At 73.1% G+C, this 26,418-nt stretch carries 23 protein-coding genes; 4 read left to right on the forward strand and 19 right to left on the reverse strand.

Annotated elements, in window-relative coordinates; all coding sequences use genetic code 11:
- Window positions 1-120: 120 nt before the first annotated feature.
- From pruA to H9L09_RS04020, 3 genes are read right to left on the reverse strand one after another with little or no spacing between them, the layout of a single operon-like run.
- The gene (gene pruA / locus H9L09_RS04010) at window positions 121-1,749 is read right to left on the reverse strand and encodes an L-glutamate gamma-semialdehyde dehydrogenase (RefSeq protein ID WP_187579440.1); all 1,629 of its coding nucleotides are present in this window, start codon (window positions 1,747-1,749) and stop codon (window positions 121-123) included.
- Between the two features lie 52 nt (window positions 1,750-1,801).
- Window positions 1,802-2,380: a DUF6912 family protein gene (locus tag H9L09_RS04015; RefSeq protein WP_187579441.1), complete on the reverse strand. Its 579-nt coding sequence runs from the start codon at window positions 2,378-2,380 to the stop codon at window positions 1,802-1,804.
- The gene (locus tag H9L09_RS04020) at window positions 2,377-3,843 is read right to left on the reverse strand and encodes a WS/DGAT/MGAT family O-acyltransferase (RefSeq protein WP_187579442.1); all 1,467 of its coding nucleotides are present in this window, start codon (window positions 3,841-3,843) and stop codon (window positions 2,377-2,379) included. Before H9L09_RS04020 ends, H9L09_RS04015 begins: the two co-directional genes overlap by 4 nt.
- Before the next feature lie 96 nt (window positions 3,844-3,939).
- On the opposite strand from H9L09_RS04020, the gene H9L09_RS04025 reads away from it, so the two are divergent.
- Window positions 3,940-5,256: a hypothetical protein gene (locus H9L09_RS04025; RefSeq protein WP_187579443.1), complete on the forward strand. Its 1,317-nt coding sequence runs from the start codon at window positions 3,940-3,942 to the stop codon at window positions 5,254-5,256.
- Here H9L09_RS04025 and H9L09_RS04030 read toward each other — a convergent pair.
- Window positions 5,235-6,542 (reverse strand): CpaE/TadZ family protein, encoded by a 1,308-nt coding sequence (locus tag H9L09_RS04030; protein ID WP_187579444.1) that lies wholly within the window; start codon window positions 6,540-6,542, stop codon window positions 5,235-5,237. The two genes, H9L09_RS04025 and H9L09_RS04030, sit on opposite strands and share 22 nt — an antisense overlap.
- Window positions 6,542-7,228, reverse strand: coding sequence for a hypothetical protein (locus H9L09_RS04035; RefSeq protein ID WP_187579445.1), 687 nt, complete (start codon window positions 7,226-7,228; stop codon window positions 6,542-6,544). The genes H9L09_RS04030 and H9L09_RS04035 overlap by 1 nt, the downstream gene beginning before the upstream one ends.
- Before the next feature lie 103 nt (window positions 7,229-7,331).
- Between H9L09_RS04035 and H9L09_RS04040 the strand changes: the two genes are divergently transcribed.
- Window positions 7,332-7,583: a helix-turn-helix domain-containing protein gene (locus H9L09_RS04040; RefSeq protein ID WP_187579446.1), complete on the forward strand. Its 252-nt coding sequence runs from the start codon at window positions 7,332-7,334 to the stop codon at window positions 7,581-7,583.
- A 45-nt stretch (window positions 7,584-7,628) separates the two neighbouring features.
- Here the strand turns inward: H9L09_RS04040 and H9L09_RS04045 are convergent, their stop codons facing one another.
- Window positions 7,629-8,180 carry a hypothetical protein gene (locus tag H9L09_RS04045; RefSeq protein WP_187579447.1) on the reverse strand — a complete coding sequence of 184 codons (552 nt, stop codon included), beginning with the start codon at window positions 8,178-8,180 and terminating at the stop codon, window positions 7,629-7,631.
- Window positions 8,181-8,303: 123 nt separating this feature from the next.
- Between H9L09_RS04045 and H9L09_RS04050 the strand changes: the two genes are divergently transcribed.
- Together H9L09_RS04050 and H9L09_RS04055 are read left to right on the forward strand one after the other, a co-directional pair.
- Window positions 8,304-9,317 (forward strand): LysM peptidoglycan-binding domain-containing protein, encoded by a 1,014-nt coding sequence (locus tag H9L09_RS04050; protein ID WP_187579448.1) that lies wholly within the window; start codon window positions 8,304-8,306, stop codon window positions 9,315-9,317.
- Window positions 9,314-9,886, forward strand: coding sequence for an Rv3235 family protein (locus tag H9L09_RS04055; protein WP_187579449.1), 573 nt, complete (start codon window positions 9,314-9,316; stop codon window positions 9,884-9,886). The genes H9L09_RS04050 and H9L09_RS04055 overlap by 4 nt, the downstream gene beginning before the upstream one ends.
- Before the next feature lie 66 nt (window positions 9,887-9,952).
- Here H9L09_RS04055 and secA read toward each other — a convergent pair whose 3' ends face one another.
- The 13 genes from secA to H9L09_RS04120 all read right to left on the reverse strand — a co-directional run bounded on the left by secA (window position 9,953) and on the right by H9L09_RS04120 (window position 26,396).
- Entirely contained in the window at window positions 9,953-12,766 is a 2,814-nt protein-coding gene (gene secA, locus H9L09_RS04060) for a preprotein translocase subunit SecA (RefSeq protein ID WP_187579450.1), read from the reverse strand.
- Window positions 12,767-12,860: 94 nt separating this feature from the next.
- Entirely contained in the window at window positions 12,861-14,084 is a 1,224-nt protein-coding gene (locus tag H9L09_RS04065) for a winged helix-turn-helix domain-containing protein (RefSeq protein ID WP_246456256.1), read from the reverse strand.
- Window positions 14,085-14,199: 115 nt separating this feature from the next.
- The gene (locus H9L09_RS04070; protein ID WP_187579451.1) at window positions 14,200-14,868 is read right to left on the reverse strand and encodes a response regulator; all 669 of its coding nucleotides are present in this window, start codon (window positions 14,866-14,868) and stop codon (window positions 14,200-14,202) included.
- Window positions 14,869-14,966: 98 nt separating this feature from the next.
- Complete coding sequence (gene hpf / locus H9L09_RS04075) at window positions 14,967-15,584, reverse strand: ribosome hibernation-promoting factor, HPF/YfiA family (RefSeq protein WP_187580664.1); 618 nt, start codon at window positions 15,582-15,584, stop codon at window positions 14,967-14,969.
- A gap of 383 nt (window positions 15,585-15,967) precedes the next feature.
- The gene (locus tag H9L09_RS04080) at window positions 15,968-16,762 is read right to left on the reverse strand and encodes a ComF family protein (protein ID WP_187579452.1); all 795 of its coding nucleotides are present in this window, start codon (window positions 16,760-16,762) and stop codon (window positions 15,968-15,970) included.
- Window positions 16,763-16,852: 90 nt separating this feature from the next.
- On the reverse strand, window positions 16,853-18,631 hold the full coding sequence (locus H9L09_RS04085; RefSeq protein ID WP_187579453.1) for an LpqB family beta-propeller domain-containing protein: 1,779 nt from the start codon (window positions 18,629-18,631) through the stop codon (window positions 16,853-16,855).
- The gene (mtrB, locus tag H9L09_RS04090) at window positions 18,628-20,295 is read right to left on the reverse strand and encodes an MtrAB system histidine kinase MtrB (protein WP_187579454.1); all 1,668 of its coding nucleotides are present in this window, start codon (window positions 20,293-20,295) and stop codon (window positions 18,628-18,630) included. Before mtrB ends, H9L09_RS04085 begins: the two co-directional genes overlap by 4 nt.
- A gap of 7 nt (window positions 20,296-20,302) precedes the next feature.
- Entirely contained in the window at window positions 20,303-21,001 is a 699-nt protein-coding gene (mtrA, locus tag H9L09_RS04095; RefSeq protein WP_187580665.1) for an MtrAB system response regulator MtrA, read from the reverse strand.
- 51 nt (window positions 21,002-21,052) lie between these two features.
- The gene (gene ahcY / locus H9L09_RS04100; protein ID WP_187579455.1) at window positions 21,053-22,498 is read right to left on the reverse strand and encodes an adenosylhomocysteinase; all 1,446 of its coding nucleotides are present in this window, start codon (window positions 22,496-22,498) and stop codon (window positions 21,053-21,055) included.
- A gap of 148 nt (window positions 22,499-22,646) precedes the next feature.
- Window positions 22,647-23,627: a cation diffusion facilitator family transporter gene (locus H9L09_RS04105; protein WP_187579456.1), complete on the reverse strand. Its 981-nt coding sequence runs from the start codon at window positions 23,625-23,627 to the stop codon at window positions 22,647-22,649.
- A 90-nt stretch (window positions 23,628-23,717) separates the two neighbouring features.
- Complete coding sequence (locus tag H9L09_RS04110; protein WP_187579457.1) at window positions 23,718-24,752, reverse strand: SIS domain-containing protein; 1,035 nt, start codon at window positions 24,750-24,752, stop codon at window positions 23,718-23,720.
- 4 nt (window positions 24,753-24,756) lie between these two features.
- Window positions 24,757-24,999, reverse strand: a complete 243-nt coding sequence (locus tag H9L09_RS04115; RefSeq protein WP_187579458.1) for a Trm112 family protein — start codon at window positions 24,997-24,999, stop codon at window positions 24,757-24,759.
- 17 nt (window positions 25,000-25,016) lie between these two features.
- Window positions 25,017-26,396: a phosphomannomutase/phosphoglucomutase gene (locus H9L09_RS04120; RefSeq protein ID WP_187579459.1), complete on the reverse strand. Its 1,380-nt coding sequence runs from the start codon at window positions 26,394-26,396 to the stop codon at window positions 25,017-25,019.
- Between the last annotated feature and the right edge of the window lie 22 nt (window positions 26,397-26,418).

The following is a 26,418-nucleotide window of genomic DNA, read 5'->3' on the forward strand; positions in this document are numbered from 1 at the left end:
CGCGCCCCCCGATTACCACGGTCCCGTGGTGAACTGATGCTCCCCATGGGCTACGGCCCATGGGGAGCATCAAACTTCCTGCATCCCGTGGTAATCCGCGAGCCGCGGCCCGCGCGGGCCTCAGCCCATGTACGGGTAGCGGTAGTCCTTCGGCGGGTCGAAGGTCTCCTTGATCGACCGCGGCGAGGTCCACCGGGTCAGGTTGGACGCCGCGCCGGCCTTGTCGTTGGTGCCGGAGGCCCGGCCGCCGCCGAACGGCTGCTGGCCGACCACCGCCCCGGTCGGCTTGTCGTTGATGTAGAAGTTGCCGGCCGCGAAGCGCAGCTCCTCCTGGGCCCAGGCCACCACCCGACGGTCCTGGGCGATGATCGAGCCGGTCAGCGCGTACGGCGCGAAGGACTCCATCTGCGCCACCACCTTCTCGAAGTCGCGGTCCTCGAAGACGTGCACCGCGAGCAGCGGGCCGAAGTACTCGGTGTTGAACATCTCGTCGGTCGGGTCGCCGCCCTCGACGATGGTCGGCCGCACGAAGTAGCCGACCGAGTCGTCCAGGGTGCCGCCGGCCAGCACCTGCAGCGACGCGGTCCCGCGGACCCGCGCGATCGCCTTGGTGTGCTTGGCGAAGGCCCGCTCGTCGATCACGGCGCCCATGAAGTTGGAGAAGTCGGTGACGTCACCCATGGTGATCGCCTCGACCTCGGCGACCAGCTCGTCGCGCATCTTGGCCCACACCGTCCGCGAGACGTAGGCGCGTGAGGCCGCCGAGCACTTCTGGCCCTGGTACTCGAACGCGCCGCGCAGCAGCGCCACCCGGACCACGTCGGGGTCGGCCGAGGAGTGCGCGACCACGAAGTCCTTGCCGCCGGTCTCGCCGACGATGCGCGGGTAGGAGCGGTACTTGGTGATGTGGGCACCCACCGTCGACCACAGGTGCTGGAAGGTCGGCGTGGAGCCGGTGAAGTGGATCCCCGCGAGGTCCGGGTGGTCCAGGGCGACCTCGGAGACCGCGATCCCGTCGCCGGGCAGCATGTTGATGACACCGGGCGGCATCCCGGCCTCCTCGAGCAGCTCCATCGTCAGGTGCGCCGCGACCTGCTGGGTCGGCGACGGCTTCCAGATCACGGTGTTGCCCATCAGCGCCGGCGCGGTCGGCAGGTTGCCGGCGATCGCGGTGAAGTTGAACGGCGTGATCGCGTAGACGAAGCCCTCGAGCGGGCGGTGGTCGGTGCGGTTCCACACGCCGCGGGTGTTCGCGATCGGCTGCTCGCCGAGGATCTGCCGGGCGAAGTGGACGTTGTAGCGCCAGAAGTCGATGAGCTCGCAGGCCGCGTCGATCTCGGCCTGGTACGCCGTCTTCGACTGGCCGAGCATCGTCGCGGCGTTGAGCCGCTGGCGCCACGGGCCGGCGAGCAGGTCGGCGGCCTTGAGCAGCACCGCGGCCCGGTCGTCGAAGGACATCGCGCGCCAGCCGGGCGCGGCGTCCGCGGCGGCGGCGATCGCTGCCCGGGCGTCGTCCTGGGTGGAGTTGTGCAACACGCCGAGGACGTGCTGGTGGTCGTGCGGCTGGACGACCGGGATCTCCTGGCCGCCACCGGCCCGCTTCTCCCCGCCGATGGTGGCGGTGAGATCGAGCTGGAGGGCCTCCTGCCGCTCGAGCTCCTGCTCGAGCGCCGCCCGCTCGGCGGAGCCGGGGGCGTAGGTCAGGTTGGGCTCGTTGACCGGGGCGGGCGGGGTGGTGAAGGCGTCCATGCAGCCGATCGTGTCAGAACCGTGCCGTCGTGCCCAAGTCCCCCTGCCCGGCTCAGCTCCCCGCGTGGCCCGCGAGGTCCGCCGGACCCGGCTGATCCGCGTCGGGCGACGGCGTCCAGCACCCCCGAGCCCCGGCCAGCACCTCGGCCAGCTCGGTGGCGGCGTACCAGCCCAGCTCGTGGTCGAGGCAACGCACGAGCAGCTCCTCGGCGTCCTCGCCGCCCGCGACGTGGGCGCGCCGGGCCGCGAAGACGTCCGGCGCGGCGTCGTCGGAGTCGACGTGCACCGCCGCGACGTCGCTGAGCAGGAGCCGGGCGCCGACGGTGACCGCGGTCGGGTCCTCGGACCCGGCCGGCTGAGCGCCGTCGGCGTCGAGGGCGAGCACCATCCGCCGGAACGGTCCGCCCTCGCCCACCCGGGGCACCGACGCCTGCGCGGCCGCGGTCAGGGCGAGGTACTCCAGCTCCTCGTCGTCGGCGTCGGGGTACTCCCCCCGGAGCGCCTCCGTCACCGCGTGCGCCGGCCCGCCGGCGGCCAGCACGGCCACGTCGTCGCGGTTCGCCGCCCGGACCCCGAGCAGCTCGTCGAGCGCGGCGTAGGAGGACGCCACGAACACCCGTGCCCTGCTCATGGCCGCTTCCCCGTCTTCTTGGCAGCCGGCTTCTCCGGCGGCGCCTTCTTGCCCCGCGGCGCCCGCTCCCGGGCCTCGCTCGAGCTGTCCACGAGCTCCTCCAACGCCTCCTCGACGCACTGCGCGAGCACCTCGAGGTCGGGTACGGCGTCCCGGTCGGCGGTCAGCCCGAAGTAGATGCCGCCGTCGTAGGAGGTCACCCCGATCGCCAGCGCATGGTCGGGCAGCAGCGGCGGCACGGGGTAGCTCTGGAGCATCTGCGCGCCGGCGGCATAGAGCGGGAACTGCGGTCCGGGGACGTTGGTGACCACCAGGTTGAAGTTGCGGCGCGCCTCCGAGGCGGCCAGCCGGGCGCCGAGGGCGTGGAAGGTGGTGGGGGCGAAGCCGGCCACGCCGGTCAGCCGGTCGGCCGCGACCGCGTGCCCGGTCTCCTTGTGCGCCTTCAGCGCGTAGGAGACCTGGTGCAGCCGCACCACCGGGCTGGGTTCGCCGATCGGCAGGCTGAGCAGGTGCCCGGCGACCTGGCTGCCCAGCGCGGTCGGCTCCAGGTCGCTGTCGATCACGCTCATCGGCACCAGCGCGCGCAGCGAGCGGCTGCTGTGCACCGGCTCCGCGCGCGTCATCAGCCAGAAGCGCAGCGCACCGGTGACGGTGGCCAGGATGACGTCGTTCACGGTGCCGCCGTGCTCGCGGCGTACCGTGCGGTAGTCGTCGAGGTCAGTGCGCACCGTGGCGAACCGCCGTTGCTCGGAGAGGGCCACGTTGATCGGGGAGTCCGGCGCGGCGCGCCCCCCGGACAGGGTGCCGGCCGCCTCGCGGGCCCGGCTGCGGAACGACCCGGCCGACCGCAGCAGGCCGCGCACGTTGCTGCCGGCGGTGGCCACCGCGACCCGGGGGTCCCGGACGGACTCGAGGACCGCCCGGACGGCCAGCGACGGCGGGCTCGGCACCGGCCTCGGCGCCCAGTTGTCCTGGACGGTCTCGCGGGGCTTGTCGTCGACGTCGAGGAGCACCTGGCCGAGGTCGATCGAGACGCCGTCCACGAGCACCTGGTGGGCCTTGGACAAGATCGCGAACCGGCCGCCCTCGAGCCCCTCGATCAGGTAGACCTCCCACAGCGGGCGGTGCCGGTCCAGGCGCCGCGACACGATCCGGGCGGTCAGGTCGCGCAGCTGGTCCATCGACCCGGGGCGCGGCAGCGCCGAGCGGCGTACGTGGAAGGTGAGGTCGAAGTCGTCGTCGTCGACCCACACCGGGTTGCCAAGGTGGGCCGGCACCGGCGCGATCCGCTGCCGGTAGCGCGGCACGAACGCGATCCGGTCGGCGATCAGGCGCAGCAGGGTGTCGTAGTCGAAGCCGTCGCGGGGCGGCTCGAAGACGTCCAGGGTGGCGTTGTGCATCGGGGTGCTCGCCGACTCGGTGACCAGGAAGGCCATGTCGTCCGTATGGAGCCGCTCGCTCATGTCGCCGCCCCCTCTCGGTTCCGGTCGGGACATCATGAGATTCTTCCAGAGATACCCACATCGCCTGCCGCGCACCCCGCAGGAGGACAACCACACATGGTCTTCGCCCACGGCATCGGCGGCGCGAGGGACCTGCCGATCCCTCCGGAGCTGGCGATCGCCGGCGCCGGTGCCGCGCTCGCCGTCTCGTTCATCGTGCTGGCGCTGGCGTGGCGGACCCCCCGCTTCGACGCGCGCACCTCGGGGCGGCCGCTGCCGGCCCCGCTCGCCCGGTTCGCGGACGGCACCGTCCTGGCCGTCGCGCTGCGCACCCTGGGGATGGCCTTCTTCCTCTACGTCGCCTGGGCCGCGCTGGCCGGCCCCGACCGAGTTTTCAACCCGACCTTCGGGGTCTTCTACGTGCTGCTGTGGGTGGGGATCGTGCCCGCCTCGCTGTTGTTCGGCTCGTTCTACCGGGCGGTGAACCCGGCCCGCACCCTGCACCTGGTGATCTCCCGGCTGACCGGCGGCGAGCCGCGTCGCGGCCCGGTGGAGCTCCCGGGGTGGGTCGGGCTCTGGCCGGCGGCGCTCGGGCTGTTCGCCTTCGTCTGGCTCGAGCTGGTCTACCCGGGGTCGACGTACCTCGGGCCGGTGCGGCTCTGGTTCGCGGTCTACCTCGCGGTGGTGGTGCTCGGCGCCGCGATCGTCGGCGACCGGTGGATCCGCAGCGCCGACCCGTTCGAGGTGTACTCCACGCTGGTCGGGCGGCTCTCGGTGTTCGGCCGCCGCGAGGACGGCACGCTGGTGCTGCGCAGCCCGCTGGGCAACCTCGACGGCACCCCGCCCTCCCCCGGGCTGACCGCCGTGGTCGCGGTGCTGTTCGGCAGCACCGCCTTCGACAGCTTCAAGGACTCCACCTTCTGGCTGCAGACCACGCAGTCCTCCGAGATCAGCTCCACGGTGCTCAACACCGCCGCCCTGCTCGCGTTCTGCACGGCGGTGGGCGTCTCGTTCGCGGTCGCGACGATGCTCACCGGGGTGCACGAGGGCACCTCCCGGCTGAGCCTGCCGAACCTCTTCGCCCACTCGATCGTCCCGATCATCGTCGGCTACATCGTGGCGCACTACCTGAGCTACTTCGTCGAGGTCGGCCAGCAGACCCTGGTCCAGCTCAGCGACCCGATGGGCCGCGGCAAAAACCTGCTCGGCACCGGCGGCTGGCAGGTCAGCTACTGGCTCTCCAACCACCCCACCCTGCTCGCGGTGGTCAAGGTGCTCTCCGTGGTGACCGGGCACGTGCTGGGCGTGATCGCGGCTCACGACCGCGCCATCCGACTGCTGCCCCGGCGCCACCAGCTCACCGGGCAGCTGCCGTTGCTGCTGGTGATGGTGGCCTACACGGTGGGCGGGCTTTACCTGCTCTTCGGCAGCTGAGGGCGGCGCAGCCGGCGTACGACGGCCCGGCGCCCCCTCGCGCCGGGCGCCGCCGGACCGGCGAGCAGGTCGGTCACCGCCGCGACGCCCCTGCGCAGCGGGGAGTCCCCGAGCTCGACCAGGTTGCGGCCGGTCATCAGGGCCCGGTCCGCGGTGGCCCGGTCCTCGGCGACGTGGTGCACCGCGACCGGCCGCCCGAAGCCCTCGATCATCGAGGTCACCTCGGCCTCGCTCCAGCCCAGGCTCGCCCGGGTGCGGTTCACGACCACGTGCACGGCGGCGCCCGGCACCAGCTCGGCCAGGTCGACCAGGCCGCGGGCCAGCCGGGCCAGGCCGACCGGGTCAGCGGAGCCGACCGCCACCACGTCGTGGGCGCGCTCGAGAGTGGCCAGCGTGGTCTCGTTGCGCCGCGGCGCCGAGGCGAACGGGTCGCCGGGCGCGTCCTCGAGGCTGAAGCCGACGTCGACCACGACCCGGTCCACGAGCTGCTCGGCGGCGTCGAGGACCTCCTCGAACGCGGTCGGCCGGACCTCGCTCCACCGGTCGGGGCGGGGCAGTCCGGTGAGCACCCGGAGGTCCTCGCCCACCGTGCGCGCCACCTCGGCCAGGCCGCCCGGGCCGAGCTCGCCGGCGTTGGCGCGGCGGGCGGCGGCCAGCAGGCCGGAGACCTCGTCGAGCACCCCGAGGTGCTGGGCGACGGCACCGCCGTAGGGGTCGGCGTCCACCAGCAGGGTCGCCTGCCCCCGGGCGGCCATCTCGGCGGCGATCCCGGTCGCGAGGGTGGTGCGGCCGGGCGCTCCGGTCGGCCCCCAGACCGCTACCACCCGCGCCGGCCGGCGTACGTCGTCGGCGCGGCCGGCCTCGGCCGGGGAGGCGCCCGTCGCCGCCCCCGCCCCGGGGGCCGCCGCGCCGTCGGGCGATCCGGGCGTCGCGGTCGCCTCGGCGGACTCCAGCAGCGCCGTCACCACGCCGTCGAGGTCGGGCGCCACCACCCTCGCGCCCATCCGGGCGAACCGCTCGGAGGCGCCGGCCGCGACGACGACGGCGCCCACCCCGGACCGCCGCAGGCCGGCCACCGCGTCCGCGTCCAGCCCGGGAAGCGTCTCGGCGACCAGGGCGCAGCGGGCCAGCCCGGTGGCGGCGCTGGCGACCAGGTCGTGCAGGTCGACGCTGCGGTGGTGCAGCACCAGCCGGCCCTCGCGCTCGAGCAGCTCGAGCGCCACCGTCTCCCACGCCTCGCCGGCCGCCGCGACCAGGACCGGCAGCCGTCGTCCCCCGACGCTCATCAGGGCGTCCGCACCAGCACGACCGATCCGGCGGCCACCCGAGCCAGTGCGGTGGGCAGGTTGGCCTCCTGGCCGGGGCCGACGCCGACCACCACCTGTCGGGTCCCGCCCGCGCCGAGGCTGCCGCCGACACGTCCCAGCTCGAGCACCCGGACCTGGCTGAGCACCAGCTCGGACTCGAGGGTGCCGCGCTCCGCGCCGGCCGGATCCGGGGTCACCCAGACGTCCACCACCGAGCCGGCCCGCACCGTCACCGGGACCGAGTCCACGGGCACCGCGAGCGGCACCTCGAGCACCGGGTCCGGCTCGGCCGCCGAGAGCGCCGCGCGAGGCAGCAGCTCACCCGCACCGACCGGACGGGCGAGCAGGGAGCCGGCCGGCAGCGGCTCGTCGGCCGGGAGGTAGCGGTCGGCCTCTGCCTGGTCGACGAACCTGATCTCGCGGGCCACGAGGTCGGCGGCGGAGACGGTCTGGCCCTCACCGAGGGCATCGCGTGCCACCCAGACGGTGGTGCCGGAGCCGCCGCCGCCGAGCAGCAGCGCGCCGAGCAGGCCGCAGACGGCGACGAGCGCGATGCCCACGACCAGACGTGGGTCGCGCCAGCCGGAGGAACGAGTCCGGGTGGCCGCGGGCGAGCCCATCGACTCGGTCGCGACACCCCGGCGGGCGGGCGTGGAGACGGTCACCCGAGGCATTCTGCTCGAATCCGGCCGATGTGGACACTCCCTATCCACAGGTGGCCGCGAGGCTGCCGCACACCGGTGCCCGGGCGCTGGCATCATGGGTGCCATGGCGCCCAACGACCGTGAGCCGCGGTTCCTGACGCTGGCCGACGTGGCCGAGATCCTCGCCACCACCGTCAGCCAGGTGCGTGCGCTGGTCCGATCGGGCGAGCTCCGAGCGATCCAGATCGGCGGCCGCGGGCAGTACCGCGTGGAGACGGTGGAGCTCGAGGACTACATCCAGCGGATGTACGCCCAGATGGAAGCGCAGTCCAAGACCGCACCGAGCACCACCGACGCCGGCAGCGCCCGCGACTGAGCACCCCCGGGCGGTGAGCCCGGCGACCGCACGGAGGCGGGCCGGCTAACCCTCCGGGACCGGCCGCAGCGCGCTGATCGCGTGGAACGGCACCAGCCTCCACCCGGCCACGTCCGTGGTGGCGGGCTCCCAGAGCTCGAAGAAGTCGGCCCCGACCCGGCGTACCCGGCCGGTGTGCACGCTGGCGTCGAAGGCGTAGGCCGCCACCGGGACCGTGGCCTCGGCGAGGCTGCGCAGCATCGACCCGAGGCCCAGCCGGGCCGGGAGCTGCCGGTGGTCGCCGCCGAGGGCCTGCTCGGAGAGCCCGCGCACGGCCACGATCCCCTCCGTGCGCACCACCCAGGTGCCGGCGCCGCGACCGACGAGGCACCATCCCCGACCGGCGCGCAGCAGCTCCCCCGCGACCTCGCCGACCCCGGCCACCGTGAGTGTCAGCGGGTGCCCGACCGAGGCGTGCAGCCGCGAGGCGAGATCGACCTCGGCGTAGGCCGCCCGGGCGAGCTCGGGGACCTCCGCGTCGCGCACGGCGAGGGCCAGCCCGTCCGCCTGCTGCTCGAGGTCGTCGAAGACGGCGAGCAGCCTCTCCTCCCAGCGCATGCGGGGAGGCTGCCGACCGGGCCCGGCCCTGTCAACCCCCGACCGCTTGTGGAAGCACTCTTGACCGCGATCCCGTTGTGATCTAGAAACATCAAACGACATCAAATGACAGGTAACACGCTCATGCACTTCGATTCCTCGTCCCGGCGCCGCGCTCCCGGCAGCCGCGCGCTGCTGACGCTGGCCGCCCGGGCGACGCTCCTCGCGCTCGTGCTGCTCGCGGTCACCGAGGCGGTCCGCCGGCTCGCTCTGCGCCCGGTCCTCGACGTCGTGGCCGCCCCCGCCGGCGCGACGCTGGAGGAGCTGGTGGCCGCCGGGTGCGGAGCCGCGCTGGTCGGCTGCTGGTGCTGGCTGGCGCTCTGCAGCGTGGTCGTCGCGTCGGGAGCGGTCCTCGACGCCGTCCGCCTGCAGCGGCCCGGGGCGGGACCGGCCCGGTCCCGCTCGTCCGCGGGCCCAACCGCCTCCCGCAGTCCCCGGCTGGTGCAGGTGGTCGTCCTGGCCGCGCTCGGCCTCGGGTACGGCGCCGCTCCCGCCCTGGCCTCGTCCGGCCCCGAGCTGCCGGCGGCGACCGCCACGGCCGGCGCCCCGACCCCGGCCTCCCTGGCCTCCCCGACCCCGACCCCGGCCTCCCTGACCCCGGCCTCCCCGACCCCGGCGCGGGCCTCCCAGACCCCCACCTTCCCGGCGCGGGCCTCCCAGACCCCCACCTTCCCGGCCCCGCCCTCCTCGACCTCCCCGGTCTCCCCGGACGCGGCCGGGCTCGCCGCCGGCCTGCCGCTCCCCGAACGGGCGCTCGCCACCCCGCAGGCGCCGCCGGTCCGGCCCGCTTCTGGAGCGGCCGACCGGTCCGGGGCCGGGAGGGCCACCGGCTCCGACCCGGCGGGGCCCGCCGGCCACCGCCACCGCTCCGCCCCGGCGCCGCGGCGCCACGTCGTGGTGGCTCCGGGCGACTCGCTCTGGTCGCTGGCCGCCGGGCTGCTCCCCCCGCACGTCTCACCGGGCGTCGTCGACCGAGCCTGGCGGCTGCTGGCGGCGGCCAACGCCGACCGGCTCGGCGACGACCCCGACCTCGTCTTCCCCGGCACCCGCCTCGTGGTGCCGAACCTCGACACCGCTCTCGGAAAGGACCTCCCGTGACCACCCAGCCCCGCCTCAGCTCCGTCCCGCCGCACTGGCACCGGCCGCCGGAGCCGCCGCGCTCTGCCGCGACGGTGACCCGCATCCTGACCCGCCCCACGGCGCCGTCCGGCGAGGTGCCGCCGGCCGGGGTGCAGGGGGCGCTCGCACTGGACCTCGCCCCCGCGCTGGGCAGCCCGGCCGTTCCCGAGCTGAGCCTGGTCACCGACGCAGCCACCACCGAGGACGAGCAGGCGGCCGACGTGAGGCTGTGGGCCGCCCGGTTCGCCCAGGCGGTCGTCGAGGTGACCGGCGGCGACCGGCCGGTGACCCAGATGCTGCGCTGGACGTCGTCGCGCGTCTACCAGGACCTCGAGCGCCGGGTCCGGGTGCTGGCGCAGACCCGGAGCCCCGGCCCGCGCCGACGGGTGCTGCGCCCCCAGGTGCGCAGCGTGCACGTGTGCCTGCCGACCGCACGGAGCGCCGAGGTCAGCGTGCACGTGCGCTACGGCCAGCGCTCACGCGCGCTCGCGGCCCGCCTCGAGCTGCGCGGCGGCACCTGGACCTGCACCGCGCTGCAGCTCGGCTGAACCGGCGAGGCTCCGGCCCGGCGCCGTGAGGACACCGGCGCCGGGCCCGGGAGAGCGTCGTACCGCTCAGCCGTTGACGCGGGTGGTGAGACCGGTCGGTCCCCCCGGCGCGCCGTGGCACTTCTTGTACTTCTTGCCGGAGCCGCAGGGGCAGTCGGCGTTGCGGCTGATGCCGGCGTACTCGTCCTCGGCGGCGGCCGACCTGCCGGTGAGCTCGGCGTCGCCGGTCTCCGAGGGCGCCGAGTAGGACAGGGCCTGCGGCGGCTTCGGGGCATCGAGGCCCTTGGCCCGGATGTGCGGCTGCGCGGCTGCGGCCTGCGCCAGCGCGGGCCCCACCACGAGCTCCTCGGCCTCGGCCTCCTCGAGCTCCTCGACCGGCTGCTCCGGCTCCACCTGCACCTCCAGGTTGAACAGGTAACCGACCGACTCCTCCTTGATCGCGTCCATCATCGCCGCGAACATGTCGAAGCCCTCGCGCTGGTACTCCACGAGCGGGTCGCGCTGGGAGTAGGCGCGCAGCCCGATCCCCTCACGCAGGTAGTCCATCTCGTAGAGGTGCTCGCGCCACTTGCGGTCGATCACCGAGAGCAGCACACGCCGCTCCAGCTCCCGCATCACCTCGCCGCCGAACTGCTCCTCGCGGGCGCTGTAGGCCGCCTGCGCGTCGGCGGTGATGTCCTCGACGAGCGTCTCGCGGGTCAGGCCGGCGCGGCCTCCCGCCTCCTCCTCGATCTCGTCGAGGGTGCGGGTCACCGGGTAGAGCTGCTTGAGCGCGACCCAGAGCTGCTCGAGGTCCCACTCCTCCGGGAAGCCCTCGGTGGCCGCGGTGACGTAGCCGCCGATCACCTCGTCGATCATCGAGCGGATCTGCTCGTGGAGGTCGGCGCCCTCGAGCACCGCGCGGCGCTCGCCGTAGATGACCTCGCGCTGGCGGCTCATCACGTCGTCGTACTTCAGGACGTTCTTGCGGGAGTCGAAGTTCTGCGACTCGACCTGCGCCTGCGCCGAGGCGATCGAGTTGGTCACCGACTTGTTCTCGATCGGTACGTCGTCGGGCACCTTGAGCGTGGTGAGCACCCGGTCCACCCAGTCGGACTTGAACAGCCGCATCAGGTCGTCCTGCAGCGACAGGTAGAACCGGGACTCGCCCGGGTCGCCCTGGCGACCGGAACGACCGCGGAGCTGGTTGTCGATGCGCCGCGACTCGTGCCGCTCGGTCCCGAGGACGTAGAGGCCGCCGGCCTCCTTGACCGCCTCGTGCTCGGCGGCCACCTGGGCCTTGATCCGCTCGACCGTCTCCGGCCACGCGGCGTCGTACTCCTCCGGGTTCTCGACCGGGTCCAGGCCCTGCTTGCGCAGCTCCTGGTCGGCGAGGAACTCCACCGAGCCGCCGAGCATGATGTCGGTGCCTCGACCGGCCATGTTGGTCGCCACGGTGACCGCGCCCTTGTGCCCGGCCATCGCGACGATCTTCGCCTCGTCGGCGTGCTGCTTGGCGTTCAGCACCGAGTGCGGGATGCCCTGCCGCTTCAGAAGCCCGGCGAGCAGCTCGGACTTCTCGACCGAGGTGGTGCCGACCAGCACCGGCTGGCCGTTGTGGTGCCGCTCGGAGATGTCCTCCACGACCGCGGTGAACTTCGCCTCCTCGGTGCGGTAGACGAGGTCGCGCTGGTCGATGCGGGCCATCGGCTTGTTGGTCGGGATCGGCACGACGCCGAGCTTGTAGATCTTGTCGAACTCCGAGGCCTCGGTCATCGCCGTGCCGGTCATGCCGGAGAGCTTGTCGTAGAGGCGGAAGTAGTTCTGCAGCGTCACGGTCGCGAGCGTCTGGTACTCCTCGCGGATCTGCACGCCCTCCTTGGCCTCGATGGCCTGGTGCAGCCCCTCGTTGTAGCGGCGGCCGGCGAGCATGCGGCCGGTGTGCTCGTCGACGATGAGCACCTCGCCGTTCATGACGACGTACTCCTTGTCGTTGCGGAACAGCTCCTTGGCCTTGATCGCGTTGTTCATGAACGAGATCAGCGGGGTGTTGACCGAGTCGTAGAGGTTGTCGATCCCGAGGTAGTCCTCGACCTTGGTGATGCCCGGCTCGAGCACCGAGATCGTCCGCTTCTTCTCGTCGACCTCGTAGTCGACGTCCTTGGTCATCGCCCGGGTGATCTTGGCGAACTCGCCGTACCACTTCACCTCGTCCTGGGTGGGGCCGGAGATGATCAGCGGGGTCCGGGCCTCGTCGATGAGGATGGAGTCCACCTCGTCGACGATCGCGTAGTGGTGGCCGCGCTGCACGCAGTCCTCGATGCGGTTGGCCATGTTGTCGCGCAGGTAGTCGAAGCCGAGCTCGTTGTTGGTGCCGTAGGTGATGTCCGCGGCGTAGGCGACCCGGCGCTCCTCGGGGCGCATCTCGGGCAGGATCACGTCGGTGGTCAGGCCGAGGAAGTGGTGGACGCGGCCCATCATCTCGGACTGGTACTTCGCCAGGTAGTCGTTGACCGTGACGATGTGGACGCCCTTGCCCTCGAGCGCGTTGAGGTACGCCGGCAGCGTGGCCACCAGCGTCTTGCCCTCACCGGTCTTCATCTCGGCGATGTTGCCGAGGTGGAGCGCGGCGCCGCCCATCACCTGGACGTCGTAATGACGCTGGCCGAGCACCCGCCTGGCAGCCTCCCGGACCGTGGCGAACGCCTCCGGCATCAGGTCGTCGAGCGTCTCGCCGGCCTCGAGGCGCTTCTTGAACTCGTCGGTCTGCGCTCGCAGCTCGTCGTCGCTCATCGAGGTGAAGTCGTCCTCGATGGCATTGACCGCCCGGGCGATGCTTTCGAGCTGCCGCAGGATCTTGCCCTCACCTATGCGGAGGATCTTGTCGAAGATGGCAGGCACGAGCTGGACTCCTAAGTTGCGGTCGCCGACCGCGCCGGGAAAGCCCGACGGGTCGACCGAGGTCGGGGCCATGCTACCTACGCCCGCCTGAGGATCACCCGAGAGTGGCAATCACGACGTCCAGGGCCCCGGCGAGGTCGCCCCGGGGCTCGACCCGGATCGCGCCCAGACCCAGCCACCCGGCCAGGTCGACCAGCTCCTGGGCCAGCTCGTGGGCGGTCTCCTCCGGCGCCCCGGGCTCCGCGAAGGCGCCCTTGACCTGCAGCACCCCGGCCTTGCGGTCGGCCTTGAGGTCGACCCGGGCGACCAGCCGGTCGCCGAGCAGGAACGGCAGCACGTAGTAGCCGTGCACCCGCTTGTGCTCCGGGACGTAGATCTCGATGCGGTAGTGGAAGTCGAAGAGCCGCTCGGTCCGGTCCCGCTCCCAGACCAGCGGGTCGAAGGGGCTGAGCAGGGCCCGGGCCGGCACCTTGCGCGGCAGCGCGGCGTCGCGGTGGAGGTACGCCGGCTTGTCCCACCCCTCGACGTGGACCGGCAGCAGCTCGCCCGCCTCGACCAGCGCGCCGAGGGCCGGCTTCACCAGCGGCAACAGCGCCCGGTCGTGCTGCAGGCGGAAGTAGTCGCGCAGGTCGTGCTCGGTGCCGACGCCGTGCGCGACCGCGGCTCGGCGCAACAGCTCGGCGGCGGCCTCCTCCAGGGTCGGCTCGGGCGCGTGCAGGTGCTCGGCGGGGATCACCCGCTCGGGGAGGTCGTAGAGCCGTTCGAACTGCTGGTTGCGCCCGGCGACGGCCAGCCGGCCGGAGGCGAAGAGGTACTCCAGCACCTTCTTGGTCTCCGACCAGTTCCAGCCCCAGTGCACCTTCTGCCGCGGCAGCCCGTCGTCGAGGTCGCGCGAGGTGGACGCGCCGCGCTCGCGGACCTCCGCCACCAGGGACTCCACCAGCTCGGGACGGTGCTGGATCGCCGTCCACTCGTGCCCGCGCGCCTCGTAGCCGCGCATCCGGTGCCGCATGTGCGGCCAGAGCTCCACCGGCATGTAGGCCGCGACGTGGGCCCAGTACTCCACGATGTGCCGCGGCCGGCGCGTCGCGGCCCGGTGCAGCAGGTCCGGGTCGTAGGGACCCATCCGGGAGAACAGCGGCATGTAGTGGGCCCGGGCGAGCACGTTGACCGAGTCGATCTGCAGCACAGCCGTACGGCGCAGGGTGCGCTGGAAGGTGCGCATGGTCGGCACGGTGTGGCGCGGGTCCCGGAACCCCTGGGCGACCAGGGCGATCCGGCGCGCCTGGGAGCGGGAGAGGGTCGCAACCGGGGCCACGGGGACATCATGCCCGCAGGAACGGACAGTTGGGCCCCAGGTGGGCCCCAGGTGGGCCGCTGCCGGGTGCGCAACGGGCGGCGGTCGGCCGGCGGTCGGCCGGCGGGGACCAGGCTCAGGGGATGTCGAGGAGCTTCTCGCGCACGGCGTACATGACGGCCTCCATGCGCGAGTGCAGCTGCAGCTTCTCGAGGATGTTGCGCACGTGGTTCTTGACGGTGTTCTCGCTGATGAAGAGCCGCTTGGCGATCTCGCGGTTGTTCAGCCCCTGCGCGACGAGCTTGAGCACCTCGAGCTCGCGGTCGGTGAGCCGCGGGCTGGGCACCTGCTGCCGGTCCGCCCGGGACATCTGCTTGAACTCGTCGAGCAGCTTGATCGCCATCGACGGGCTGATCAGCGACTGACCGTCGGCGACCACCCGGATCGCCTGGGCGACCTCGTCGATCGAGGAGTCCTTGAGGAGGTAGCCGGAGGCGCCGTTCTTGACCGCGTCGTAGAGGTCGGCCTCCTCGTCGCTGACGGTGAGCATGATGATCCGGGCGGTCGGCGCGACCTCCTTGATGGCCACGCACGCCTCGATGCCGGAGCGCTTGGGCATCCGGACGTCCATCAGGATCACGTCGGGCACGGAGGTCGCCGCGAGCTCGGTGGCCGCCACGCCGTCGCCGGCCTCGCCGACGACCTCGATGTCCTCCTCGACGCCGAGGAGCATCGTCAGCCCGCGACGGAACAGCTCCTGGTCGTCGACGACGACGACCCGGATCGGTTCCTCACCTGGCCTCATCGCTGCTTCTGGTCCAGCCACGCACGCATCATGGCACGTCCGGGGGGCGGACTGCTGCTCTTCGAGCCGATCGCCGCCCCCTGGACCACCCGCACGGCTCAGGTCACGTCGAGGGAGATGACCCCGTAGTCGTAGCCCCTGCGGCGGTAGACCACCGAGGGGCGCTCGGACTCCTTGTCCACGAACAGGAAGAAGTCGTGCCCGACGAGCTCCATCTCGTAGAGCGCCTGGTCCAGCATCATCGGCTCGGCCGTGTGCGTCTTCTCGCGGACCACCAGCGGCCCGTCGCCCAGCACGGCGATCGGCCCCACGTTGCGGATGTGCTCGACGTCGCCTGTCTCGTCGTGCTCGGCTGCCTGCGGCTGGACCGAGGCGAGCGCCTCTCCCACCGAGACCGGCGTGTGCCGGCCGTGGTGCACCCGGCGGCGGTCGGCGGCCCGGCGCATCTGGGCGGCCATCCGGTCGACGGCCTGGTCCAGGGCCGCGAGTTTGTCGACCGAGCACGCCTCGGCCCGGATCACCGGGCCCTTGCTGAACGCGGTGAGCTGCACCTTGATGGCGCGGTCCTGCAACCGGGGGTTGCGCTCCTTGGAGACCTCGACCTCCACGCGGATCACTCGGTGGTCGTGCTTCTCGAGCCGGGAGAGCTTCTCCTCGGCGGCCTCACGGAACCTTTCGGTCAGATCGACATGCCTGCTGTTGAGCACGATGTCCACGGACAACCTCCCGATCGTTGAGTGCTGTATCTCGGTTGACCCGGCCCGGCGCACAACGGCGACGGGCACGGGAACTCAGGGGTGGAGCCCGCCCGGCCGACCTGGTCTTCGACCCCACAACCGCCTGCTGAGACGTTCGCAGCTCTCCGCCCGCTCTGGGGCACACCACTACTGGCCTTCTCCCCCGGGCGCCCGGCATCTGACCGGACGTGGGAGGCAGGACTGACTTCTAAGCCGCACCGTGATCGGCGGCCCGGTTGCCCGGGACGCGCCTTACGTGGACCGTTTCGCCTGCGACTGGCATCGGCTAGCCGACGGGGTGCCCGTGCGGGCAGGATCCCGGCGACGCAACCACGGACCCGGACGGACTCCATGTACAGACGCTAGTCGTCCGGGGGGAGAAGCGGTAGGGACGGGGGGTTTCCGGGCCGGGTGCGCCGCCGCGTCGCGGCCACCACGGCGACCCCGAGGACCGTCCAGCCGGCCTCCTCGAGAGCCCGCTGCGCCTCGCGCGCGGTGGCCCCCGTGGTGAGTACGTCGTCCACGACGACGACCGGGCAGGGTCGCCCTCGCGGGGGGCCGACCGCCCGCAGCGCACCGCGCAGGTTGGCGGCGCGATCGGCCGCGCCCAGGCCGGCCTGGTCGGCGACCCGGCGGGCGGGACGCAGCGGCCGGGCCACCCGCACCGCGGCGCCACCGGCCCGCAGCCGGGATGCGGCCCGCCGGGTCAGCCGCAGCAGCGGATCGTGCCCGCGGGCCCGGACGGCCGCCCGGCGCGAGGGCACCGGCACCAGCAGCACCGGACCCGGCGCCGCCCCGCCGGCGCAGTCGGATCCGCTGCCGGTGGCGGTGGCGGGCGCGGTGGCGGCGTCGGTGGCGGTGGCGGTGGCGGTGGCGGTGGCCAGGAGCGTCTCCACGGCCACGGCCAGCACGTCGCCGAGCGGCCGGGCCAGGGCCAGCACCTGCTCCTCCTTGTGCGCGGTGACCATCAGCCGCAGGGCGCCGCCGTACTCCCCCGCGGCCACCGGAAGGACCAGACCGGCCGGGGTGGGGCTCGGCCACGCGGGACGGGCGCTGCGGGGCAGCCCGGCCGCGCAGGCGCGGCACAGTGCCCTCCCCGGCCGCTCGCAGGCCACGCAGGAGGAGCCGAGCACCAGGTCGAGGAAGACGCCCCACACGGCTCCGAGCCTGCCGCAGCGGCGAGCGGTCCGGGCCGTGGCCCGGCGCCGCTGGGGACAAGGTGACCCGTCTGCGCCGGTCGGCGCCGGTCAGCCGACGAACGTCGGTGCGCGCAGCCCCGGCCGGATGCCGGCGCCGGTCCACCGGCCGCTGGTGGACAGCGAGAACATCTGTCCGTCCGGCCCCAGGATCAGCAGCGGCGCGCTGAGCACCGGCGCGGTGACCAGGTCGGTGGCCACGCCCTGGAAGACCTCCGCGTCGGTGGTGGACTCCGCAGCGGTGGAGGAGCCGTCCACCTTGGCCACGACTACTTGTGAGGTGCCCGCGGAAGGCGCCGTGAGCAGCGCCAGGCTGACCGGGGTGCGCCAGGCGAGGTCGCGGATCGTCCGGACGTTGAGGCCGCCCAGGCGGACCTCGCGCGCCGGCAGCACCTGGCGCACCCGGCCCTCCCCGTCGCGCTGCACCCGGGCCAGCAGCACCCGCTCGCGGCCACCCTGCGCGACCTCGGCGACCAGCCGGGTGCCGTCGCGGGAGAGCAGCAACGAGCGGACGTCCTCGCCGCTGATCCCGGGCGCCTGGACGGTGGCGGCCTGACCCGAGCGCACGACGGTCAGCAGCGCGCCGCCGGCCGTCCGGTCGAGCACCCACAGCTGGTCGTAGAGGTCCCACACCGGGGTCAGCAGGTCCGTGCCACCGGAGTAGCCGGTGCTCACGTCGTCGGGGGTCGGCGTCGTGCCGGGCACCCGCGAGCGCTTGGCCACCAGGACCTCGCCGTCGTCGGTGGTCACGGCCACCTGCTCGCCCGCGAGGTCGACCGCGACCCGGACCGCCCCGAGGTCGAGGGAGCCGAAGGCGCCGGAGACGCGCCGCTCCTGACCGCCGGTCAGCGTCACGACCCGTCCCTTGCGGATGCCGAACAGCGCCTGCGACGCCCACGAGACCGACGGGTCGAACTCCGGCCAGGTGTCGAGCGGGACCTCGGTGCCGGCGCCGGGCAGGCTCAGCGGGCTGCCGTCCACGGTGATCCGCATCCGCTCGATGCCGGGCACCTGCCGCAGGGTCCAGCCGATCTGGGCGAGCGCCATGTCCAGCCGGTCACCGTCGAGGTCGAGTACCTCGTCGCTGAGCGGGACCACCGCGGTCCCGTCCTGCACCACCGGGACGGAGATGTCGTCGAGGCGGGTCCCGGCCGGCAGGAAGGTCCGCTCCACGCCCAGCTGGTCCTGCTCGGGGCCCGCGAGCAGCGCAGCGACCAGGAACGTGCTCGCCTGCGCCCCGGTCGGCACGTAGACCGGCTCGGGCACCAGCACGTCGGCGCCCTTGTCGAAGTAGTAGAGCGAGTACTGCGTGAACCGGGTCTGGAAGTGGCTCTCGGGGATGATCAGCCGGTCCGGCGGGTTGCTGATCCGCCACTGGCCCTTCTCCTGCACCATCCGGAGCCGGAACCGTTGGTCGCCCGCGCGTCCCTTCCAGCGGCCGCGACTGTCGAGGTCGACGGTGTGGTCGAGCGACAGCACCACCGTGGACCCCCGCACGGTGCGGGTCTCGGTGTCGTAGACGATCGTGCCGTTCTCCGGCACCCAGCGCTGGTTGCTCTCCGCGGTCAGGAACTGCCGGGCCACCGAGGTGTTGATCGGGGTGGCCTGCATGGCCACCAGGAAGCCGCGGACGATCTCCACCGGCGGGGCGCCGACCACCGGACCCGCGGGGGTGAAGTCCACGGGCGCCTCGTCCTCGACCTGCTGCCGGGGCTGCTCGAGGTGCACGGTGCCGGTGTCGGGAAGCCCGGCGCAGCCGGCCAGCAGCAGGCCCAGCAGCAGCACCGGCACGAGGACCGGCACGCGGGCGAGGCGGCGGCGGCCGTTCATCGGGTCCCTATCGGCCGGTCGGGCGTCCCCGGAGCGACGCTCCCCCCGGGCCGGTCGCGCCGCTCGGGTGCCGCGTCGGCCGGGACCAGCGGCAGCGGGCTCTCCTCGATCGGGTCGCCGGCGCGGCGCGGCAGGGTCAGCCGGAACTGCGAACCCCGGCCCGGCTCTCCCCAGGCGTGCAGCCAACCGCCGTGCAGGTGCGCGTCCTCGAGCGAGATGGAGAGCCCGAGCCCGGTGCCGCCGGTGGTCCGTGCCCGGGCGGGGTCGGCGCGCCAGAACCGGTTGAACACCAGCACCGCCTCGCCGGGGTGCAGGCCCACCCCGTGGTCCCTCACCGCGAGGGCGCTGCCCTGCTCGTTGCTGGCCACCGTGATCTCGACCGGCCGGTGCTCGGCGTGGTCGATCGCGTTGGTCACCAGGTTGCGCACGATCCGCTCGACGCGGCGTACGTCGACCTCCGCGACGGCGGCGGGCCCGGCCGCACGGACCACGACCTCGGTGCCGCGCATCTCCGCGAGCGCCCGGGTGGAGTCGGCCACCCGGTGCGCCACGTCGACCAGGTCGACGTCCTCGAGGTCCAGCACCGCGGCCCCGGCGTCGTAGCGGCTGATCTCGAGCAGGTCGGCCAGCAGCATCTCGAACCGGTCCAGCTCCTTCTGGAGCAGCTCGGCGGAGCGGGCGGTCACCGGGTCGAACCGGTCGCGCGCGTCGTAGAGCACGTCGCCGGCCATCCGCACCGTGGTCAGCGGCGTGCGCAGCTCGTGCGAGACGTCGGAGACGAAGCGGCGCTGCACCCGGGACAGCTCCTCGAGCTGGCGGATCTGCTTCTGCAGGCTGGAGGCCATCTGGTTGAAGGACTGGCCGAGCCGGGCGATGTCGTCGTCGCCCCGCACGTGCATCCGCTCCTCCAGCCGCCCCGAGGCCAGCCGCTCCGCGACGCGGCGGGCCAGCCGGACCGGGGTCACCACCTGCCGGGTGACCAGCCAGGTAAGGCCGCCGACGAGCAGCAGCAGCAGCCCGCCGCCGGTGACCAGCGAGCGCTGCACCAGCGAGAGGGTGCGCTGCTGGTCGGTCATCGGAAACAGGTAGTAGAGCGTGTAGGTGCCGCCGTCCGCGGGCAGCAGCAGCTGGGAGCCGGTCACGACCGCGGGCGCGTCGACGCGTCCGGCCCCGGGCTCGTAGCGGATCCGGGTGTAGCTCCAGGCCACCCCGGTGAAGTCCGGCGTCTCGACCCGCTCACGGAGCTGGGCGGGCACGCTGTCGCTGCGCACGCCCTGGGAGTTGCGGGTCCCGCTGCCGGCCGCCACGCCTTCGCTCGAGCCGGCGACCGGGCCGGTCAGCACGACGTCGTACCCCTGGACCTGTCCGCGCTGCACGATGCTGGCCACCAGCTGGGTGAGCTGGGCGCTGGCGTCGAACTCGGTGCCGCTGGCTCCCGAGAGCCGCCGCTGGGCGTCCACGGTGCCGCGGGTCGCCTCGGCCACGGAGGCGCGGGTCTTGCCGTCCACGAGGCCGTCGCTGACCTGGTTGAGCAGCACCATCCCCACGATGGTCGCCACCACCGCGGAGAGCAGCAGCGTGCTGATCACCACCCGGGCCTGGATGGACCTGCGCCACAGCGTCCACGCGTAGGGCAACCGGCGGATCGCGCGGCCAGCGCTCATCGGGGGCCTACGCGGTCCCGGCCTTGTAGCCCACGCCCCGCACGGTCACGACGATCTCCGGGTTCTCCGGGTCGTGCTCCACCTTGGAGCGCAGCCGCTGCACGTGGACGTTGACCAGCCGCGTGTCGGCGGCGTGCCGATAGCCCCAGACCTGCTCGAGCAGCACCTCGCGGGTGAACACCTGCCACGGCTTGCGCGCCAGGCAGACCAGCAGGTCGAACTCGAGCGGGGTCAGCGCGATCGGCCGGCCGGCCCGGGTGACCTGGTGGCCGGCGACGTCGATGGACAGGTCGGCGATCGCCAGGGCCTCCGGCGCCGGGTCCTCGAAGCGGCGGACCCGGGCCCGGATCCTGGCCACCAGCTCCTTGGGCTTGAACGGCTTGATGACATAGTCGTCGGCCCCGGACTCGAGGCCGACGACCACGTCGACGGTGTCACCCTTGGCGGTCAGCATGACGATCGGCACGCCGGACTCGGCGCGGATCTCCCGGCAGACGTCGATGCCGTCCTTGCCGGGCAGCATCAGGTCGAGCAGCACCACGTCCGGCTTGTAGTTCCGGAACTCCGCGAGGGCGCGGTCGCCCGAGGACACGACCCGAGAGTCGAAGCCCTCCTGGCGCAGCACGATCCCGAGCATCTCCGAGAGCGCGGCGTCGTCGTCGACGACGAGCACGCGGCCCCGGCCGCCCTGGTCCGTGCCGGACATGGTGTTGGTCACGCGTCTCCCCGGACCGTGCCGCTCGTCGCCGCCCCGCTCTCAGTACCGGTAGTGGTCGGACTTGTACGGACCCGACACCGGCACCCCGAGGTACGCCGCCTGGTCGGCGGTGAGCTCGGTCAGCGAGACGCCGAGGGCCGACAGGTGCAGCCGGGCGACCTCCTCGTCGAGGTGCTTGGGCAGCACGTAGACGCCGGTGGGGTACTCGTCGGTCTTGGTGAACAGCTCGATCTGCGCCAGCACCTGGTTGGTGAACGAGTTCGACATCACGAACGACGGGTGGCCGGTCGCGTTGCCGAGGTTCATGAGCCGGCCCTCGGATAGCACGATGATCGTCGTACCCGCCCCCTTGCCATTGCTCGGGAAGGTCCACACGTCGACCTGGGGCTTGACGTTCTTGCGCACGACGCCGGGGAAGTTCTCGAGGCCGGCCATGTCGATCTCGTTGTCGAAGTGGCCGATGTTGGCGACGATCGCCTGGAACTTCATCCGCTGCATCTGCTCGACGGTGACGACGTTCATGTTGCCCGTCGCGGTGATGATGATGTCGGCGACCGGCAGCACCTCGTCGAGGGTGGAGACCTGGTAGCCGTCCATCGCCGCCTGCAGCGCGCAGATCGGGTCGATCTCGGTGACGATGACGCGGGCGCCCTGGCCGCGCAGCGACTCCGCGCAGCCCTTGCCGACGTCGCCGTAGCCGCAGACGACCGCGACCTTGCCGCCGATGAGCACGTCGGTGGCGCGGTTGATGCCGTCGATCAGCGAGTGGCGGCAGCCGTACTTGTTGTCGAACTTGCTCTTGGTCACCGAGTCGTTGACGTTGATGCCCGGGAAGAGCAGCGAGCCCTCACGCATCATGTCGTAGAGGCGCAGCACCCCGGTGGTGGTCTCCTCGGTGACACCCTTGATCTCGTTCGCGATCGTGGTCCAGCGGCTGCCGTCGGCGGCGAGCGAGTCGTGCAGCACCTGGAAGACGACGCGCTGCTCGACGCTCTTGGCCGAGTCGAGCGCCGGCGCCACGCCGGTCTTCTCGGCGTCCACGCCGAGGTGGACGAGCATCGTGGCGTCGCCCCCGTCGTCGAGGATCATGTTGGCGAAGGCGCCCTCGGGCCACTGCAGGATCTGCTGGGTGCACCACCAGTACTCCTCCAGCGACTCACCCTTCCAGGCGAACACCGGCACGCCCTGGGGGTTCTCGACGGTGCCCTCACGCCCGACGACGACCGCGGCGGCGGCGTGGTCCTGGGTGGAGAAGATGTTGCAGGACGCCCAGCGGACCTCGGCACCGAGATCGACGAGCGTCTCGATGAGCACGGCGGTCTGGATCGTCATGTGCAGCGAGCCGGCGATCCGGGCGCCGGCCAGCGGCTTGCTGTCTCCGTAGCGCTCGCGCATCGCCATCAGGCCTGGCATCTCGTGCTCGGCGAGGCCGATCTCGGTGCGGCCGTAGTCGGCCAGGCTCAGGTCAGCAACCTTGAAGTCCATGTAAGTCCTCTGCATACGGCGTAATGATCCGTCCCCAGAGTACCCGCCCGACCCTGGGCCGGCTCCTGTCAGGGCGCGGGCAGGGCGCGGGCAGGCGTGGCGCGGCTCCCGCGCGTGCCGGGGAACCTCCGTTGGTCGGGTGTGCCGCTCAGTGCGCGGCGGGGGCCGGCGGCTCGGGCCGGGCGGCGGGCACGTGGCCCTCGACGTAGATGTCCGGCTCCAGGTAGATCACCTGGGCGGCGGGCTCGGCCGCGCGTATGGCGCGCTCGGCGGCGTCGATCCCGCCGGCCACGGCCTCCGCCGTCGCCCCCTGGGGGACGGCGACCTTGGCGGCCACCAGCAGCTCCTCGGGGCCGAGGTGCAGGGTCTTCATGTGGATGACCCGCTCCACGCCCGGCGCGGACTCCAGGGCAGCGCGGATCCGGCGGCGGGCCTGCGGCGTCGCCGACTCGCCGAGCAGCAGGCTCTTGGTCTCCAGCGCGAGGATCACCGCGATCACCACCAGCAGCACGCCGATCATCGCGGTTCCCGCGGCGTCCCAGTACTGGTTGCCGGTGGCCAGGCTCAGGCCCACCCCGGCCAGCGCGAAGACCAGGCCGATGAGCGCGCCGAGGTCCTCGAGCAGGATCACCGGCAGCTCCGGCGACTTCGCCCGGCGGACGAAGCCGACGTAGGACGCGTCGCCCTTCAGCTTGCCGGTCTCGCGGAGCGCGGTCCGGAACGACAGGCCCTCGAGCACGATGGCGACCAGCAGCACGACCACCGGGACGAACCGCTGCCAGCCCTCGGCGGGCTCGGCGTGACCGCTGCTGACCTCGTGGTACTTGTGGTAGCCCTCGTAGAGCGCGAACAGCCCGCCGAGCGAGAACAGCACGATCGAGACGATGAAGGCGTAGATGTAGCGCTCACGGCCGAAGCCGAACGGGTGCTCCTCGGTCGCCTCTCGCTGGGCACGCTTGCCGCCCAGGAGCAGCAGCCCCTGGTTGCCCGCGTCCGCGACGGAGTGGATGGACTCCGCGAGCATCGAGGAGAAGCCTGTCATCAGGAACGCGATGAACTTGGTGATCGCGATGCCGGTGTTGGCCAGCAGCGCCGCCACCACCGCCTTGGTGCCGCCGTCGGTCGCCATCGGGTGCCGTTCCTCTTCGCCTCGGTGGTGGTCGGACGAGCAGCCTAGCGGTCCGGTGACCGCGGGTCGGCGCACGCATGGGGGCTGGGATCAGCTCCGGCCGAGTCCGATCGCCAGGTAGGCGGCGGCGTAGGTGCCGGTCGCGAGCAGGGCGGCGTAGCGGGCCACGTCCTCCCCCTCGCCGGCGGTCAGCGTCTCGACGCGTACGTCGTGGCGCTGCGCGGTCGCCTGCAGCCGTCCCCGCTGCTCGCGGACGATCGGGTCCTCGGCCCCGTCGTCCAGCACCACCAGCACGGGTCGCGGCTCGCCGTCGCCCTCGTCCGCGAACGGGTCCGCGAACAGGTCCCGGGAGCGGGTGGCGGCCATCACCGGCAGCAGGTGCTCGGCGTCCCCGGCCAGCGCCGCCCGGCCGCTCGAGCGGCGCAACGACTCCGCGACGCGCCGTGCGGCCCGCGCGGCCAGGACCGAGCCTCCCCAGACCAGCGGCGTGGCGTCGCCCAGCGCGATCGCCAGGATCTTGGCGGGGTTGACCGCCAGGTCGCGGTACGGCGAGCAGGTGATCGCGACCTCGTCGAGGGCCACCGCCACGGCCTCGGGATCGCTCTCCGGGCCCAGGTCGAGCCGGTCCAGCAGCTCCAGCATCACCACGGCCATCGCCAGCTGGTCCCCGGCCGAGGCCGGCAGCAGGATGGCGTCGCGGCCGACCGCGTGCCGGGCGACCAGCGACCCGGGCGCCGCGGCGACCACCAGCCGGCAGCCGCGGCGCACCGCCTCGGCGACCGCGGAGGCCGCGCCGGCGTCGTCGCCCTCGGGGGCGAGCACCACGACCAGGTCGAGGGTGCCGGCCCAGCCGGGCAGGCTCGGTCCGGGCCAGGCCACGAACGGCACCGGGCAGCACGGCTCCAGCACCGCGCGGAGCAGGCGGGAGTCGGGTCCGGCCGCGATGACGGCCCGCGGCCGTGGGTCGCCGGCCAGGGAGGAGACCGCCTCCTCGATCGCCTCGGCGGCGGCCCCTGCCTCCCGCCGGACGCGCGCGCCCGCCTCGGCGAGCGGTCGCAGCAGGTCGTCGGCGGCCGCCAGCGCCGACTCGTCGTCGAGCCGGGAGTCGTCGAAGATCTCGGCCACGCCGCTAGCCGTCCTCGCCCGGCCGGTCGGTGGCCGGCTCGGCGCTCGAGCCTTCGCTGGGCCCGGCGGCAGCGGCGCCCCCGGGGCGGCGGGCCTCGTCGACCAGCAGCACCGGGATGTCGTCGCGGACCGGGTAGGCGAGCCCGCACGAGGTGCACACCAGCTCCTCCGCCGCCTCGTCCACGGCGAGCTGGCCGTGACAGTCGGGGCAGACGATGATCTCCAGCAGCGCGGCGTCGAGGTTCATACCGGCATTCTTGCCGATCAGGTCCGGATCAGCGCCAGCACGGTGTCGCACAGCTCCTGCAGGCTCTGCTCGTCGGCGGCCTCGGCGTTCAGCCGCAGCAGCGGCTCGGTGTTGGAGGGCCGCACGTTGAACCACCAGTCCGGGTGGCTGACGGTGAGCCCGTCGAGGTGGTCGATGCTGACGCCGTCGCGGCCGGCGTACTTCTCCTCGATCGTGCGCATCACCTGCTGCTGGTCGGCCACGGTGGAGTTGATCTCCGGGGAGGTGGCGTACGGGCTGAACGTCGAGAGCAGGCCCGAGAGCGGCTCGTCGGTCGCCGCGAGGGCGGCCAGGGCGTGCAGCGCCGCCAGCATCCCGGAGTCGGCACGCCAGAAGTCGCGGAAGTAGAAGTGGCCGGAGTGCTCGCCGCCGAACACGGCGTCGGTCTGGGCCATCGTGGCCTTGATGTAGGAGTGCCCGACCCGGGTGCGCACCGGCATGCCGCCGAGGGCGGTCACCAGCTCCGGCACCGCCCGCGAGGTGATCAGGTTGTGGATCACGGTCGAGCCCGGCTGCCTGGCCAGCTCGCGGGAGGCGATCAGCGCGGTCAGTGCCGACGGGTTCACGGTCTCGCCCCGCTCGTCGACCAGGAAGCAGCGGTCGGCGTCGCCGTCGAAGGCGAGCCCGATGTCGGCGCCGCTCTCGCGCACCTTCGCCTGCAGGTCGACCAGGTTCGCCGGGTCGATCGGGTTGGCCTCGTGGTTCGGGAAGGAGCCGTCGAGCTCGTAGTACATCGGCACCACGTCGAGGTCGAGGGCGCCCAGCACCGCCGGGGCGGTGTGCCCGGCCATCCCGTTGCCGGCGTCGACCACGACCTTCAGCCGGCGGCCCCGCACCGGCACGAGCGAGTGCAGGTGCGCGGCGTACGCCGCCAGCACGTCGGTCTGCCCGATCGAGCCGGCCCGGTCGGCGACGACCTGCCCCCCGCTCCCCACGAGGTCGCGGATCTCGAGCAGGCCGGTCTCGGTCCCGAGCGGCACCGCGCCGGCGCGACACATCTTGATGCCGTTGTACTGGGCCGGGTTGTGGCTCGCGGTGAACATCGCACCGGGCAGACCGAGGTGGCCGGAGGCGAAGTAGAGCTGGTCGGTGGAGGCCAGCCCGATGAGCGTCACGTCGGCACCCGCCGCTGCCGCGCCCTCGGCGAACGCGCGGGCCATTCCGGGCGAGGAGGGCCGCATGTCGTGGCCCACCACCACCCCGGAGCCGGCCGCCCCGGTGACGGTGACGAAGGCGTTGCCGACCGCCCGGGCGAGCGCCTCGTCCACCTGCTCGGGGACCAGGCCCCGGACGTCGTAGGCCTTGAAGACCGCGTGCAGGTTGTCGAGGGAGGTGGTCGGGGAGGCCGGTGCGGACATGGACCGCACCCTATCGACGGGC

The organism is Nocardioides mesophilus, from assembly GCF_014395785.1.
Classification (GTDB): Bacteria; Actinomycetota; Actinomycetes; order Propionibacteriales; family Nocardioidaceae; genus Nocardioides_B; species Nocardioides_B mesophilus.

What these genes read in the sequence shown, in the direction of transcription:
- pruA (WP_187579440.1), bottom strand. Translation starts at nt 1,749, where the DNA reads ATGGACGCCTTCACCACCCCGCCCGCCCCGGTCAACGAGCCCAACCTG.
- H9L09_RS04015 (WP_187579441.1), bottom strand. Translation starts at nt 2,380, where the DNA reads ATGAGCAGGGCACGGGTGTTCGTGGCGTCCTCCTACGCCGCGCTCGAC.
- H9L09_RS04020 (WP_187579442.1), bottom strand. Translation starts at nt 3,843, where the DNA reads ATGAGCGAGCGGCTCCATACGGACGACATGGCCTTCCTGGTCACCGAG.
- H9L09_RS04025 (WP_187579443.1), top strand. Translation starts at nt 3,940, where the DNA reads ATGGTCTTCGCCCACGGCATCGGCGGCGCGAGGGACCTGCCGATCCCT.
- H9L09_RS04030 (WP_187579444.1), bottom strand. Translation starts at nt 6,542, where the DNA reads ATGAGCGTCGGGGGACGACGGCTGCCGGTCCTGGTCGCGGCGGCCGGC.
- H9L09_RS04040 (WP_187579446.1), top strand. Translation starts at nt 7,332, where the DNA reads ATGGCGCCCAACGACCGTGAGCCGCGGTTCCTGACGCTGGCCGACGTG.
- H9L09_RS04045 (WP_187579447.1), bottom strand. Translation starts at nt 8,180, where the DNA reads ATGCGCTGGGAGGAGAGGCTGCTCGCCGTCTTCGACGACCTCGAGCAG.
- H9L09_RS04050 (WP_187579448.1), top strand. Translation starts at nt 8,304, where the DNA reads ATGCACTTCGATTCCTCGTCCCGGCGCCGCGCTCCCGGCAGCCGCGCG.
- H9L09_RS04070 (WP_187579451.1), bottom strand. Translation starts at nt 14,868, where the DNA reads ATGAGGCCAGGTGAGGAACCGATCCGGGTCGTCGTCGTCGACGACCAG.
- H9L09_RS04085 (WP_187579453.1), bottom strand. Translation starts at nt 18,631, where the DNA reads ATGAACGGCCGCCGCCGCCTCGCCCGCGTGCCGGTCCTCGTGCCGGTG.
- mtrB (WP_187579454.1), bottom strand. Translation starts at nt 20,295, where the DNA reads ATGAGCGCTGGCCGCGCGATCCGCCGGTTGCCCTACGCGTGGACGCTG.
- mtrA (WP_187580665.1), bottom strand. Translation starts at nt 21,001, where the DNA reads ATGTCCGGCACGGACCAGGGCGGCCGGGGCCGCGTGCTCGTCGTCGAC.
- ahcY (WP_187579455.1), bottom strand. Translation starts at nt 22,498, where the DNA reads ATGGACTTCAAGGTTGCTGACCTGAGCCTGGCCGACTACGGCCGCACC.
- H9L09_RS04105 (WP_187579456.1), bottom strand. Translation starts at nt 23,627, where the DNA reads ATGGCGACCGACGGCGGCACCAAGGCGGTGGTGGCGGCGCTGCTGGCC.
- H9L09_RS04115 (WP_187579458.1), bottom strand. Translation starts at nt 24,999, where the DNA reads ATGAACCTCGACGCCGCGCTGCTGGAGATCATCGTCTGCCCCGACTGT.
- H9L09_RS04120 (WP_187579459.1), bottom strand. Translation starts at nt 26,396, where the DNA reads ATGTCCGCACCGGCCTCCCCGACCACCTCCCTCGACAACCTGCACGCG.